The sequence below is a fragment of the Micromonospora sp. SD19 genome (genome assembly GCF_054462275.1).
Genome location: NZ_JBTLMN010000007.1, coordinates 206,238 through 218,299, shown reverse-complemented (window position 1 = coordinate 218,299; position 12,062 = coordinate 206,238). Strand labels below are relative to the sequence as shown.

The 12,062-nt window shown below is 71.3% G+C and carries 11 protein-coding genes and 1 tRNA gene; 5 read left to right on the top strand and 7 right to left on the bottom strand.

What is annotated here, in order from left to right; all coding sequences use genetic code 11:
- Positions 1-31 precede the first annotated feature (31 nt).
- Genes ACX27O_RS23025 through ACX27O_RS23015 form a run of 3 tightly spaced genes read right to left on the bottom strand, consistent with a single transcriptional unit; the run spans position 32 to position 1,570 of the window.
- A complete protein-coding gene (locus tag ACX27O_RS23025; protein ID WP_051708119.1) occupies positions 32-703 on the bottom strand; it encodes a DUF998 domain-containing protein in 672 nt (223 codons plus the stop codon).
- Positions 704-713: 10 nt separating this feature from the next.
- Positions 714-1,133, bottom strand: a complete 420-nt coding sequence (locus tag ACX27O_RS23020) for a VOC family protein (RefSeq protein WP_179781227.1) — start codon at positions 1,131-1,133, stop codon at positions 714-716.
- Positions 1,134-1,168: 35 nt separating this feature from the next.
- On the bottom strand, positions 1,169-1,570 hold the full coding sequence (locus ACX27O_RS23015) for a helix-turn-helix domain-containing protein (RefSeq protein WP_458940055.1): 402 nt from the start codon (positions 1,568-1,570) through the stop codon (positions 1,169-1,171).
- Between the two features lie 129 nt (positions 1,571-1,699).
- On the opposite strand from ACX27O_RS23015, the gene ACX27O_RS23010 reads away from it, so the two are divergent.
- On the top strand, positions 1,700-2,356 hold the full coding sequence (locus tag ACX27O_RS23010) for a type 1 glutamine amidotransferase domain-containing protein (RefSeq protein ID WP_245233487.1): 657 nt from the start codon (positions 1,700-1,702) through the stop codon (positions 2,354-2,356).
- Positions 2,357-2,515: 159 nt separating this feature from the next.
- On the opposite strand, the gene ACX27O_RS23005 is transcribed toward ACX27O_RS23010, so the two are convergent.
- Positions 2,516-2,592, bottom strand: a tRNA-Thr gene (locus tag ACX27O_RS23005).
- 340 nt (positions 2,593-2,932) lie between these two features.
- Between ACX27O_RS23005 and ACX27O_RS23000 the strand changes: the two genes are divergently transcribed.
- Both ACX27O_RS23000 and ACX27O_RS22995 read left to right on the top strand, forming a co-directional pair.
- Positions 2,933-4,024: an ABC transporter ATP-binding protein gene (locus tag ACX27O_RS23000; RefSeq protein ID WP_030327855.1), complete on the top strand. Its 1,092-nt coding sequence runs from the start codon at positions 2,933-2,935 to the stop codon at positions 4,022-4,024.
- 169 nt (positions 4,025-4,193) lie between these two features.
- On the top strand, positions 4,194-4,793 hold the full coding sequence (locus ACX27O_RS22995) for a hypothetical protein (RefSeq protein WP_210858033.1): 600 nt from the start codon (positions 4,194-4,196) through the stop codon (positions 4,791-4,793).
- 51 nt (positions 4,794-4,844) lie between these two features.
- On the opposite strand, the gene rlmB is transcribed toward ACX27O_RS22995, so the two are convergent.
- Together rlmB and cysS are read right to left on the bottom strand one after the other, a co-directional pair.
- Positions 4,845-5,975, bottom strand: a complete 1,131-nt coding sequence (gene rlmB / locus ACX27O_RS22990; protein WP_210858032.1) for a 23S rRNA (guanosine(2251)-2'-O)-methyltransferase RlmB — start codon at positions 5,973-5,975, stop codon at positions 4,845-4,847.
- Complete coding sequence (gene cysS / locus ACX27O_RS22985; RefSeq protein WP_210858031.1) at positions 5,975-7,390, bottom strand: cysteine--tRNA ligase; 1,416 nt, start codon at positions 7,388-7,390, stop codon at positions 5,975-5,977. The genes rlmB and cysS overlap by 1 nt, the downstream gene beginning before the upstream one ends.
- A 357-nt stretch (positions 7,391-7,747) precedes the next feature.
- Here cysS and ACX27O_RS22980 point away from each other — a divergent pair, with 357 nt between their 5' ends.
- Positions 7,748-8,407, top strand: coding sequence for an IclR family transcriptional regulator (locus ACX27O_RS22980; RefSeq protein WP_210858038.1), 660 nt, complete (start codon positions 7,748-7,750; stop codon positions 8,405-8,407).
- Positions 8,408-9,393: 986 nt separating this feature from the next.
- A complete protein-coding gene (locus ACX27O_RS22975) occupies positions 9,394-9,999 on the top strand; it encodes an endonuclease domain-containing protein (RefSeq protein WP_245233489.1) in 606 nt (201 codons plus the stop codon).
- 372 nt (positions 10,000-10,371) lie between these two features.
- On the opposite strand, the gene ACX27O_RS22970 is transcribed toward ACX27O_RS22975, so the two are convergent.
- Positions 10,372-12,060 carry a S8 family serine peptidase gene (locus ACX27O_RS22970; RefSeq protein WP_458940054.1) on the bottom strand — a complete coding sequence of 563 codons (1,689 nt, stop codon included), beginning with the start codon at positions 12,058-12,060 and terminating at the stop codon, positions 10,372-10,374.
- Between the last annotated feature and the right edge of the window lie 2 nt (positions 12,061-12,062).

Below are 12,062 nucleotides of genomic sequence, written 5' to 3'. Positions count from 1 at the left end.
CCCCGTGCCTCCCGGCCCCGCACACGTCGGCTCAGTCGGTCCGACCGGATGCCGCTCGCGCGAAGGTGACCGACACCCACAGCCAACCGGCCGACACCGCCAAGCCGAACGCCACCATTACTGCCGGTGCCGGCCGGACGATCAGCGTCACCCAGGCCACCGCGAAGAACACCCCGGTCACCAGGCTGTACGCGGCCCGACCGCGCGCCCCGTGCCGTGCGGCCCGACGGGCCGCCAGCACCGTCGCCGCGATCAGCGACCCGAAGGCGACCGCCGCCACCAGGAAGTGCAGACCCCCGTGCCAACTGATCTCACCGGCACCCCGAGGCGTGCCGACCGGGAACCCGTCGGCCGGATCGGCGCTGAAGATCGCCGCCCCGACCAGGCCCAGGCCGTACAGCGCGAGCAGTCGGGGCAGCCAGACCGACCGGTCACCGTCGCCGGCACGGCGGCGCAGCGCCCCGGCGGCCAGCACGCAGAGCACTCCGCTGACCAGGAACGTGACGATCTGGATCCAGCCCAGCTCGCCGGTGCTCAGCACGCTGACCGGGTGCCGGCGAAAGTCGAAGCCGTCCCGGGTCGACGCCTGCGCGATCGCCGAGCCGGCGAAGATCGGGCCGGCGAGCACCCCGCCGATCAGCAGTGCGCGGTCCCGGCCGACAGCCGCCGGCCGGACCAGTGGAAGAGACGCGGCCTGACTCATCGTCCGCCCCCTACGCCCGCGGGAACATCTGGCCGATGCGGATCTTGTTTCCGAACGGGTCCCGGATGCCGAAGTCGATCCCGTACGGGCGCTCGGTCGGCTCGTCGGTGATCTCGACGCCCTTCGCCACCAGATCCTCGTACGTCTTGCGGGCGTCGTCGGTGGTCATGAAGAGGTACCCGCCGAGGGCACCTTTGGTGAGCAGCTCGCGGACCTGCTCGGCGGTGGCCGGGTCCAGCGCGGGCGGCCCCGGCTTCTCCAGCAGGATCTCCCGCTCCGGGTCGCCGGGCAGGTTGACGGTCAACCACCGCATGAAACCGAGGTCCTGGTCGGTGTTGACCTCCATGCCGAGCTTGTTGACGTAGAAGTCAAGCGCGGCGTCCTGGTCGAGGACGTAGATCTGGGAGCGGCTGATCGCGTTCATCGTCATGCCCATGACGCTAGAGGTTGGGCGTGACCTGCGGCTTATCCAAAACTGCTGGGTCGGGTCCAGGCTTTGGTGAAGCACGACGGCACGTTGGCCGACGCGACGCGCTGACGCCGGAAATCCGAGGGCGACTCGCCGACGATCTGCCGGAACGTCCGGCTGAACGTGCCCAGGCTGCCGAAGCCGACGGCGTAACAAATGTCCGTCACGTCCCGGTCGGTCTCCACCAACAACGCCATCGCCCGCTCCACCCGGCGGCGTTGCAGGTAGCGGTGCGGAGTCTCGCCGAAGGTGGCCCGGAAGGTACGGATGAAGTGCGCCTCGGAGACGAGCGCGATCCGGGCCAACGCCGGGATGTCCAGAGGCTCGGCGTACGCCCGGTCCATCGCGTCCCGGGCGCGCAGCATCGCCCGGTTCGACTCCTCCACCGCGCGACTCATGGACCCCCGCCTCGCTCGCCCGTTGCCGGGCCCAGGCTACCGCCGACCCGGTGAGCCGGCGTTCAAACCCGTCTCCGTTGTGACATCGGCCTATGGCCGGGACGGACCGGCCACGCCAGCATGGAGGGCATGACTCGTGCACTCATCGCCCTGACCAGTCACTCCGAGCTGGGCCGCACCGGCCGTTCGACCGGCTACTACGTCGGCGAGGCCGCCGAGCCGTGGGAAGTGTTCCGGGCCGCCGGCTACGACGTCGACCTGGTGTCCGTGGCCGGCGGCGAGCCGCCGGTAGACGGCCGGGACGAGAACGACAGCACCCAGAACGACTTCCTCGCCACCGCCGGCGTCGCGGACACCCCGAGGGCCGCCGACGTCGACCCGGCGGGGTACGACGTGATCCTCTTCGCCGGCGGTCACGGCACCATGTGGGACTTCCCCGACGACCCCGACCTGGCCCGCATCGCCCGCTCGGTCTACGAGCGCGGCGGCGTGGTGGCGGCCGTCTGCCACGGTCCGGCGGCGCTGGTGAACCTGACCCTCACCGACGGCTCCCGGCTGCTCGCCGGCAAGCGGGTGGCCGGCTTCACCAACAGCGAGGAGGCCTCCGTCGGCCTCACCGACGAGGTGCCTTTCCTTCTCGCCGACAAGCTCACCGAGGCTGGCGCGCAGCACGTACCGGCACCGGACTTCACTGAGCACGCGGTGGTCGACGGCCGCCTGGTGACCGGTCAGAACCCACAGTCCGCCCGCGCCGTGGCCGCGGCCGTGGTGAAGCTGCTCGCCTGAGCGCCGGTCGGATCCGGTAGTCGTCTGGCGGGCCGGTGGCACGCAGCTCGGGCGGCAGCGGGAAGGCCCGCGGCAAGCTCGACGGGAAACTGTCGTGAGTGCCGCTGCTGTCAACTGGTCGACTCGTGGCAGTGCCCATCGGGAAATGCCTGATGGAATTGGAGCCCCCGGCCGGGATCGAACCGGCGACATCTCGCTTACAAGGCGAGTGCTCTGGCCAGCTGAGCTACAGGGGCGCGTGCGTCGAGGTCAGCATAGCGACTGACGTCCGGATATCCCGATCGCGAGGCCTCCCGACGACGGGAATCGTCAACAACCCGACGCACACCGGTTCGCCGTGGCGTCGATTGATGTCTGACCGTGCCCGAGTGACCGGAATGCGTAGCCCGCCTGGTGGGCTCGGCGGCCCCCCGCCTTGGCAGCACGGGTAAACGCGTTTACGGTTCACTCACACGGACGACGACCGGGCGCCCCCGCGACCGGGCCGCCGTCCGTTGACCGGCACGGACACGTGCCGGTTGCTCCTTCACTCGGATCGTCCGGCACGTTCCTGCCGGTGAAAGGAAGCGCTTCACCATGGCTACGGTCACCTATTCCAAGGCGTCCCGGATCTACCCGGGCCAAGAGCGTCCCGCCGTCAACGAGCTGAACCTCGAGATCGGCGACGGGGAGTTCCTCGTCCTGGTCGGTCCCTCCGGTTGCGGTAAGTCCACCAGCCTGCGGATGCTCGCCGGCCTGGAGGACGTGGACGCCGGTTCGATCTACATCGACCAGCGTGACGTCACCCACCTCCCCCCGAAGGCCCGCGACATCGCGATGGTCTTCCAGAACTACGCCCTCTACCCGCACATGACGGTGTACGAGAACATGGCGTTCGCGCTGAAGCTGCGCAAGACCTCCAAGTCGGAGATCGACCGGCGGGTCAAGGAGGCGGCCGGGCTGCTCCAGTTGGAGGAGTACCTCAGCCGTAAGCCGAAGGCGCTCTCCGGTGGTCAGCGCCAGCGTGTCGCGATGGGCCGGGCGATCGTCCGCGAGCCGCAGGTCTTCCTCATGGACGAGCCGCTGTCGAACCTCGACGCCAAGCTCCGGGTGCAGACCCGTACCCAGATCGCGTCCCTGCAGGCCAAGCTGGGCGTCACCACCGTCTACGTCACGCACGACCAGGTCGAGGCCATGACCATGGGTCACCGGGTCGCGGTGCTGCTCGACGGTGTCCTGCAGCAGGTGGACACCCCGCGGGCGCTCTACGACACCCCGGCCAACGTGTTCGTCGCCGGCTTCATGGGCTCTCCCGCCATGAACATCAAGACCGTTCCGCTGAACGAGCGGGGCGCCGAGTTCGCCGAGCTGAACATCCCGCTGACCCGGGAGCAGGTTGAGGCGGCCCGCGCCGAGGGTGGCGACGGCAAGGTCACCGTGGGCTTCCGCCCGGAGGACTGCGAGCTGGTCAGCCCGACCGAGGGCGGCATGCCGGTCGTGGTCGAGCTGGTCGAGGACCTCGGTTCGGACGCCAACGTCTACGGCCACGCCGCGCTGGGTGGCAACTCGGAGCGCTTCGTCGTCCGCACCGACCGGCGCAACATGCCGAACATGGGTGACACCGTGTTCGTCAAGCCGGTCGCCGGTCGCAGCCACGTCTTCCACGCCGCCACCGGCAGCCGGATCTGACGTAACGCCGTACCGAAAGGGGCGGTCCGCTTCGGCGGGCCGCCCCTTTCGTCGTACCGGCGGTGGCGCCTCACCCCCGGGAGCCAGCGCGCAGGTGGCTCTTCGGGGTGACTCGGCACGGCTGGCCGTTCCCCTACCGTCACGGCAACCCCGAACCGGAGGACGTGCCGTGCCGACCGATCTCGCCCGACCCGCTGCCCACCAGCCGACCGCCCGTTCCCGGCCGTACCAGGTGGTTCGCCTGGCCGGCCGGAGCCTCGCCTACTGCGCGACGCTGATCCCGGTCGCCGTCCTCACGTTGGTGACCGCCCCGCTGGGCGGAGCCGACGCCGCCGTCACACGCTGGCGAGCCCTGCGTACCGGACTGCTCGGGATGCCACCGACGGCCGTGCCCGGCCGGCGGCCCGGCACCGTCGCGGTGCTCGGCCACGCGCTGCTCAGCCTGCTGGTGGGTGCCGTTGCCCTGCTGCCACTCGGCGTGCAGCTGCTGATGGTGCTGCGGGGTGTGCTGTACGGCCTGGTGGACCCGGGGCCGTACGACAACTCCTGGGGTGGTCCGACCCGGGCCGGCGCCTGGTTGGCGCACTTCCTGGTCGGCCTGCCGATGGCCGCCGCCGGGCTGGCCGCCCTGATCGGCATCGCCGCCGTGCACCAGCGGCTGACCCGACGCCTGGAGGGCGAGCGCGGCCCGCTCTGGTTGCTCCCGACAGTGCTGCTGATGGCGTTTGCCGGGGCGCTGCTCTTCGTCGCGTGGACCCGGCAGATCTGAGCACGAAGGCCCCTCCCGCGCGCGGCGGAAAGGGGCCTTCGTGGACGTGCGCTACAGCTCGACGGAGCGCCGACGGGCGACCTCGGCCAGGGCGACCGCCGCCGCCACGCTGGCGTTGAGCGACTCGACCTCGGAGATCATCGGGATGCTGACGGTCAGGTCGCAGGTCTCCCCGACCAGGCGGGACAGGCCGCGCCCCTCGGAACCGACAACCACCACCAGCGGGCCGACAGCGGCTTCCAGGTTGTAGAGGTCGGTGTCGCCGTCGGCGTCCAGGCCGACGACCATGAAGCCGGCGTCGCGGCACGCCTTCAGCGACCGGGTCAGGTTGGTCACCTGCGCCACGGGAACCCGCGCGGCCGCGCCGGCACTGGTCCGCCAGGCGGTCGCGGTGATCCCGGCGGCACGACGCTCCGGTACGAAGACACCCTGCGCGCCGAACGCGGCAGCCGACCGGATCACGGCGCCCAGGTTGCGCGGGTCGGTGACACCGTCCAGCGCGACCAGCAGCGGAGCCTGCTGCTCAAGGGCGGCGGCGACCATGTCCTCGAACGGCTGGTACGCGAAGGGCGGCACCTGCAGACCGACGCCCTGGTGCAGCACCCCGCCGGTCATCCGGTCCAGCTCGGCGCGGCTGATCTCCAGGTTGGCGATGCCCCGGTCGGCGGCGGTCCGGATGATCTCGTTGACCCGGTCGTCCATGTCGATGCCCTGGGCGGTGTAGAGCGCCGTCGCCGGCACGTTGGCGCGCAGCGCCTCCAGCACCGGGTTACGCCCGACCAGCAGCTCAGGGGTGTCCTTGGACGGGTTGGACTTGCGCCCCGGCGTCACCCGGGGGCCGGACCGCCCGGTGGGCTTGCCGCCCCGCCCGCCGGTGGCACCCCGACCGGCCGGCACCCCCCGGCCGCCGCCCCGGCCCCAGGTGGTGTCCTTGCTTCCGGGCTGCCCGATCTTGGGGGCTCGCCCCTCCTCGGCTGCCGCGCGGCGCTCCTTGTCCTGCTTCCAGGCGGTGCGCTGGGGCAGCTTCTCGGTGCCCGAGTAGCCCTTGTGCCACGGTCGCTCGTCAGCGGGCAGGGTGCGACCCCGGCCGGCCAACGAGTCCTTGTTCTTGCCACCAGAGCCCTTGGGGGCGGTCGCCTTCGACGTCAGTCGCCGGCCACGGCGCTGCGAGTTGCCGGCCATCAGTCCTGCTCTCCAATAGTCCAACGGGGGCCCTGGGGGGTGTCCTCGACCACCACGCCGGCCAGCTTGAGCTGGTCACGCACCGCGTCCGCGGCGGCCCAGTCCTTGCGGCCCCGCGCCTGCGCACGCTGCTCCAGGGCCAGCGCGATCAGGGAGTCCACCACCGCACGAAGATCGTCCGATGGGCCGCCGCCGGTCCAGGCCGGGTCGAGAGGGTCGATCCCGAGGATATCCAGCATTGCCCGCACCACGGCCAGCGTGGTGCGGACGGTCACATCGTCGCCGGCGCTCAGGGCGGTGTTGCCGTCCCGAATGTGCTGTTGCAGCACGGCCAGCGCGGCGGACGTGTTGAGGTCGTCGTTCATCGCCGCGACGAAGCCCGCCGGCAGCTCACCGAGCTGCCCGGCACCGACCCGCTCGGCGGCCCGCTGCACGAAACCCTCGATCCGTCGGTACGCGGTGGCCGCGTCCCGCAGCGAATCCTCCGAGTAGTCGATCACCGAGCGGTAGTGCGCGGCGGCGTAGTAGTAGCGCAGCTCCACCGGCCGCACCCCGAGCGAGTCCACGTACGCCAGGCCCAACGCGTTACCAGCGGACTTGCCCATCTTGGCCCCGCCGATGCTCAACAGCCCGTGGTGCACCCAGTACCGGGCGAACGGCAACCCGGCCGCCTTGGACTGGGCGATCTCGTTCTCGTGGTGCGGGAACGTCAGATCCAGGCCACCGCCGTGAATGTCGAACTCCGGGCCGAGATAGCGCCAGCACATCGCCGAGCACTCGATGTGCCAACCCGGACGGCCCAACCCCCACGGCGACGGCCAGTAGGCGTCCGCCGGCTCGTCCGGTTTGGCGCCCTTCCACAGCGCGAAGTCGCGCGGATCCCGCTTGCCCCGATCCGGGGCGTCCCCGGCGGACTGCATGGCGTCCGGAGACTGACCCGACAGCGACCCGTACGCCGGCCAGGACGCCACGTCGAAGTAGACGTCGCCCGAGCCGTCACTCGCCGGGTACGCATGCCCGTCGGCGATCAACTTCGTGATCAGCTCGTGCATCTCGGGGATGTGCCCGGTGGCGCGCGGCTCATAGGTGGGCGGCAGCACGTTCAACGACCGGTACGACTGGGCGAGCAGCAACTCGTTGGCGTACGCGATCGACCAGAACGGACGCCCCTGCTCGCCCGCCTTGACCAGAATCTTGTCGTCGATGTCGGTCAGATTGCGAATGAAGGTGACCTCGTAGCCGGCGGCCATCAACCAACGACGCAGCACGTCATAGTTGACCCCGGAACGAAGGTGACCGATGTGCGGCGGAGCCTGAAGGGTGAGACCACACAGGTAAACCCCCACCTTGCCGGCTTCCCGCGGGACGAAGTCCCGCACCGATCGGGTGGCAGTGTCATACAGGCGTAGCGTCACCGTACAAGGGTAGCTGTCCGCGCCTGTCCGAGTCGGCCGGTGCCGGGTCGTACGCTGCCAGGCGTGGATGCGACCGCACGCTCCGGTGGCTCCGGTGACCTGCCAGCCAACCCCACCGCCCCCGCCCCCGATTCGGCTGACGCCGACGCGAGGCGACCCGACGCGGCTGCGGGGCCGCCCCCGACCGGCGCAAGGCGGGCCGACGCGGGCCCGGGGCGGGCCGACGCGGGCGCGGGACCGGCTCCCACCGGCGCTGGGCGGGCCGATGCGGGCGCGGGGCGGGCCGATGCGGGCGCGGGGCGGGCCGATGCGGGCGCGGGGCGGGCCGACGCTGTTGCCCCGCCGTCCGGCGCGGGCCTGGGGCGGGCCGACGGGGTTGCCGGGCGGGGCGGGGAGACGTCGCAGACGCTGGACCGGGGGTTGCGGCTGCTGCACCTGGTCGCCGAGGCGCCTGGGGGTCTGACCGTCACCGAGGCCGCGAATCGGCTCGGCATCGGCCGGGCAGCCGTCTACCGGCTGGTCAGTGCGTTGACCGGGCACGGCATGCTGCGCCGCGACGATGAGGGTCGGCTGCGCCTGGGGGCCGGGTTGTTGCACCTGGCCCGGCGGGCCCAGCCGCTGCTCGCCGAGGGTGCGCTGCCCGCGCTGCGTCGCCTCGCCGAGCAGGCCGGCGCCACCGCCCACCTGACCGTCGTCGAAGGTGGAGAGGGTGTCGCCCTGGCCGTGGTGGAGCCGAGCTGGACGTCGTTCCACGTCGCGTACCGGGCCGGGGCGCGGCATCCACTGGACCGGGGAGCGGCGGGCCGGGCGATCCTGGCCGGGCGAGCCGGGGTGGCAGAGGCGGTCAGCAGCAGCGGAGAGTTGCAGGCCGGGGCGTACGGGGTGGCCGCACCGGTGCTCGACGTACCCGGGCTGGAGGCCAGCGTCGGCGTGGTCGCGCTCGCCCCGCTGGACGTCGACACGATCGGCCCCCAGGTGCTGGCCGCCGCCCGAGCCATCACCACCGCCCTCAGCTGACCCCGGCTCGCCGGCCAGGATCGCCCGGCCTCGGGCGTGATCGACTCGGGTTCACGGAAGTCGCGGTATCCCATGGCCAACGACCGCCCGACTTTCAGGAACGCGAGTGGATCGTCGCCCATCAGCGGCCCCGGGTGCCTCATCGGTCGGTGGGATCCGGTCGGTGACTCCTCAGTCGATGGACATGGCCGGTGACTCCTCGGTCGGCGGACATGGCCGGTGACTCCTCGGTCGGCGGATATGGCCGGTTCTCATAGCACGATCGGCAGGCGGAGTCGCCGTTGTCCACAGGTCCGGCGGCAGGTGCAGGCCGGGTTGTCCACAGGGGTTTCGAGGGCCGCTCGGTGGTCGGCAGTCTGCTCGGTATGCCACCACGTCCGCATCGCCCCGATGCCCTGACCTGGCAGGTCTTCCGCGGCTCCGACGCTGTCCGGGAAGGCCTGCTCACCGAACATCAGCTGCGCAACTCCGCCTGGGTGCGGTTGCGCCACGACATCTACGCCGACGCACGGCTGGACCGCGACCACGCCCTGGCGTGTCGCGCCGCCCTCCTCCGCCTACCGCAGGCAGTGGTGGTCGGCGGTCCGTCGGCCGCCTACCTGCACGGCGTCCACCACGCCGCGAGCTTCACCGACGACGTGCACGTCCTCGTGCCCCGATCGCTGCGGGTCGGTCCACAGCGTGGTCTAAGCGTGCACGTCAACACCATCACCCCGCTCGTGGCACCGCCCGACCCGAGACGACCGTCAGGCGTGGGGCCAACGCCCGACCCGGGACGACCGTCAGGCGCGGGGCCAACGCCCGACCCGGGGCGACCGTCAGGCGCGGGGCAACCGCCAGATGCGGGGCGTCCGTCGGGCGCTGGACGTCCACGTGATGCGACGCGACCGACGGGAGCAGGGCGACCACCTGTCGGCCGAATGTCGCCACGGCCAGCACCGCTGCTGTCCCGCCAGGCCGCAGTGTCCGCCCGCGCAGGGGGTGTCATGACGGCGAGCGCGGGCGATGGGTGGTCGGCGGCCAGCCCGCTCAGGTCCAGCGAGCGCGATCTGCCGATCCGCCGGTCCGACCCCGGGCGGGCCGCCTGGGAGACGGCTGTCTGGCTCGACCCCGTCCGGGCGGTCGCCATCGTCGACTCGTTGCTCGGGCAGGGTCTGACCGGGCGCGACACCTTGGACGCCATCGCTGCCCGCAATGCCGATCGGCCCGGTGGACGACGGGCACGCTGGGTCTTCGACCTGGCCGACGGTGGAGCCGAGTCTCCGCCGGAGTCGCACCTTCGCGTGCGGCTGGTGCTGGGCGGGCTACCGCGTCCGGCGGTTCAACATCCGATACGTCTGCCCGTCGGGGTTGTCCTGCACCCCGATCTGGCCTGGCCGCAGTATCGGGTGGCGGTCGAGTACGACGGGACGTGGCATTCCGACGCGGAGCAGTTGCACCGCGACCGCCGCCGACTCAATCAGCTGGTCGCCGCGGGTTGGCTGGTCCTGCACGTGACCAGTCGACGGCTGTACGGCGATTTTCCGGCGGTCCTCCGAGAGGTGCGCGACGCGCTGGTCAGCCGCGGATGGCGACCGGCATCATCCAGATGACCAGGATCATCTCGGGTTTCCGGAAACCGCGCCCTCCCTCAGGCTCCGACACCGCGCCTTCAAGAATCCCGAGTCGATCATGACCGAGGCCAGGTAGGCGCGCCCCGGCAGGCGAGCCCGGGACGACGCCCCACGCCGAGACGACAGACCAGCCCCGGGACGACGGCCCGAGCCCGAGACGACAGACCAGCCCCGAGACGACAGACCAGGCCCGGGACGACAGACCAGCCCCGGGACGACAGACCAGCCCCGAGACGACAGACCAGGCCCGGGACGACGGACCAGGCCCGGACACCACAGGGCCCGGTCGACAGGCGTCGGCCGGGCCCCGGGGCGTGGTGGCGGTTGGGCCACCTGGCAGTGCGATGTGCGCTACGGGCGCGCGTTCGGCTTGAGCGGGGTCTTCACCGCCGCGTAGGCATCGACGATCCCGTAGCCGTAGAAGCCGTTGAAGTTGACCCCGCCGGCGCAGTACGCGTCGTAGGTCTCGTCCCGGCCTTCGTTGCGGTACTGCTGCAGGCGCGGCTCCGGGCAGGCGTGCTCGGCGGCCGTGCGGTAGAGGTGCTGTTCGACCTGGTCCGGCGACATCCCGAAGCCGGTCCGACCCTGCGCCTTGCCGTGCCGGCTGACGATCAGCGCGGCGACGCCGGCGGCGTGCGGGGACGCCATCGAGGTGCCCTGGAGGTACGTGTAGTAGCCGCACTCACCGTTGGCCTTGCACTGCTTGAAGACCGAGTTTTCGAATCCGGCGACGATGTTGCCGTCGGCGTCGACCGACCCCTCCTCCTGAAGCACGTGCTTCGGGTACGTCGACAGAATCATGTTGGCGTCGGTACGGAAGGTGTCGGTGCCGAAGCCGTCCCGGAACCAACCGCCCGGCGCGGCGACGGAGATCTGCTCGGTGCCGTAGTTGGAGAAGTCCGACTTCTTGCCGGACGGGCCAACCGACGACACACCGATCACGTGCGGGCCTTCGGTGGGCAGGTCCCAGCAGCTCTCGTTGTCGATCGGCCGAGGGTACGGGTCAGCGCCGTAGTCGGGGCTCGTGACGTCGGTACGCGGTACGCCCAGGTCCTCGTTGTTGTTGCCGAGCGCGCCGACGAGGGTGACGCCCTTGTTGTGCGCGAAGATCAGCGCCCGCTTCATCGCCTTGATGATGGCCCGCTGCTCCGCCTGGTCCTCGGGCGAGTCGGCCGGGTTGGCGGTGCAGTTGTAGAGCCACGGGTCGACGTAGAACGACATGTTGACCACGTCGATCCCGGACCGGCCGGCGTGGATCAGCGCGTTGACCACCGGGTCGAGGAAGAAGTAGCCGGAGTCCTGGCCGCCCTTGAGCTCGACCAGCGAGACGTTCGGGGCGACGCCGGAGAGGCCGAAGCCGTTGGCGGCGGCGCCGATGGTGCCGGCCACGTGGGTGCCGTGCCCGCCGTCGTCGGTGCCGACCGGGTCGAGGCAGCTCGGCACCTCGCAGGGGCCGTCCACATCGGTCAGGTCGGGCGCGAAGTTGCGCGACAGCGACCAGTTGAAGTTCGGCGCGATGTCCGGGTTGCTGGCGTCGACGCCGGTGTCCAGTACGCCGACGGTCACCCGACGGTCGCCCGGCTCGATCTTGCGGGCCTTGTCGGCCCGGATCATCTCCAGGCCCCACAGCTTGTCGTCGAGCGGATCGAGCTTGGTGCCCTTCTTGGCACCAGCACCGGCGCGAGCACCGGCACCGGCCAGCAGGTGCTCCTGCTCGACGCGGTCCAGCTTCGGCTTGCGGCCGATGGCCTTCTGCTCGGCGGCACCGATCAGCGTCGGCGCGGCGGTCGCCCTGGCCGCGAAGTCGGCCCGGTCGCTGCTGACCTGGAACATGCCGACCTCGTCGGACCGCGACACCACAGTGCCGCCAGCCGCCTTGATAGCGGCGATGGCGGTGTCGGCGGCGACGCCATCCTCGGCGACGACGGTGAAGGTGCGGGAGTCGCTCGGCGCGGCGTTGGCCGGCACACCCAACCCCGTAGCCGTAAGTGCCAGTACTGCCGCTGTCGCGACCGTACGGGCGGTGAAGCGCTTGCTCACCA

Excerpts from the sequence above, each read along its gene's own strand:
- rlmB (WP_210858032.1), bottom strand. The coding sequence starts at position 5,975 with ATGGCCGGCAACTCGCAGCGCCGTGGCCGGCGACTGACGTCGAAGGCG.
- ACX27O_RS23025 (WP_051708119.1), bottom strand. The coding sequence starts at position 703 with ATGAGTCAGGCCGCGTCTCTTCCACTGGTCCGGCCGGCGGCTGTCGGC.
- ACX27O_RS23000 (WP_030327855.1), top strand. The coding sequence starts at position 2,933 with ATGGCTACGGTCACCTATTCCAAGGCGTCCCGGATCTACCCGGGCCAA.
- ACX27O_RS23015 (WP_458940055.1), bottom strand. The coding sequence starts at position 1,570 with ATGAGTCGCGCGGTGGAGGAGTCGAACCGGGCGATGCTGCGCGCCCGG.
- ACX27O_RS23020 (WP_179781227.1), bottom strand. The coding sequence starts at position 1,133 with ATGACGATGAACGCGATCAGCCGCTCCCAGATCTACGTCCTCGACCAG.
- ACX27O_RS23010 (WP_245233487.1), top strand. The coding sequence starts at position 1,700 with ATGACTCGTGCACTCATCGCCCTGACCAGTCACTCCGAGCTGGGCCGC.
- ACX27O_RS22975 (WP_245233489.1), top strand. The coding sequence starts at position 9,394 with ATGACGGCGAGCGCGGGCGATGGGTGGTCGGCGGCCAGCCCGCTCAGG.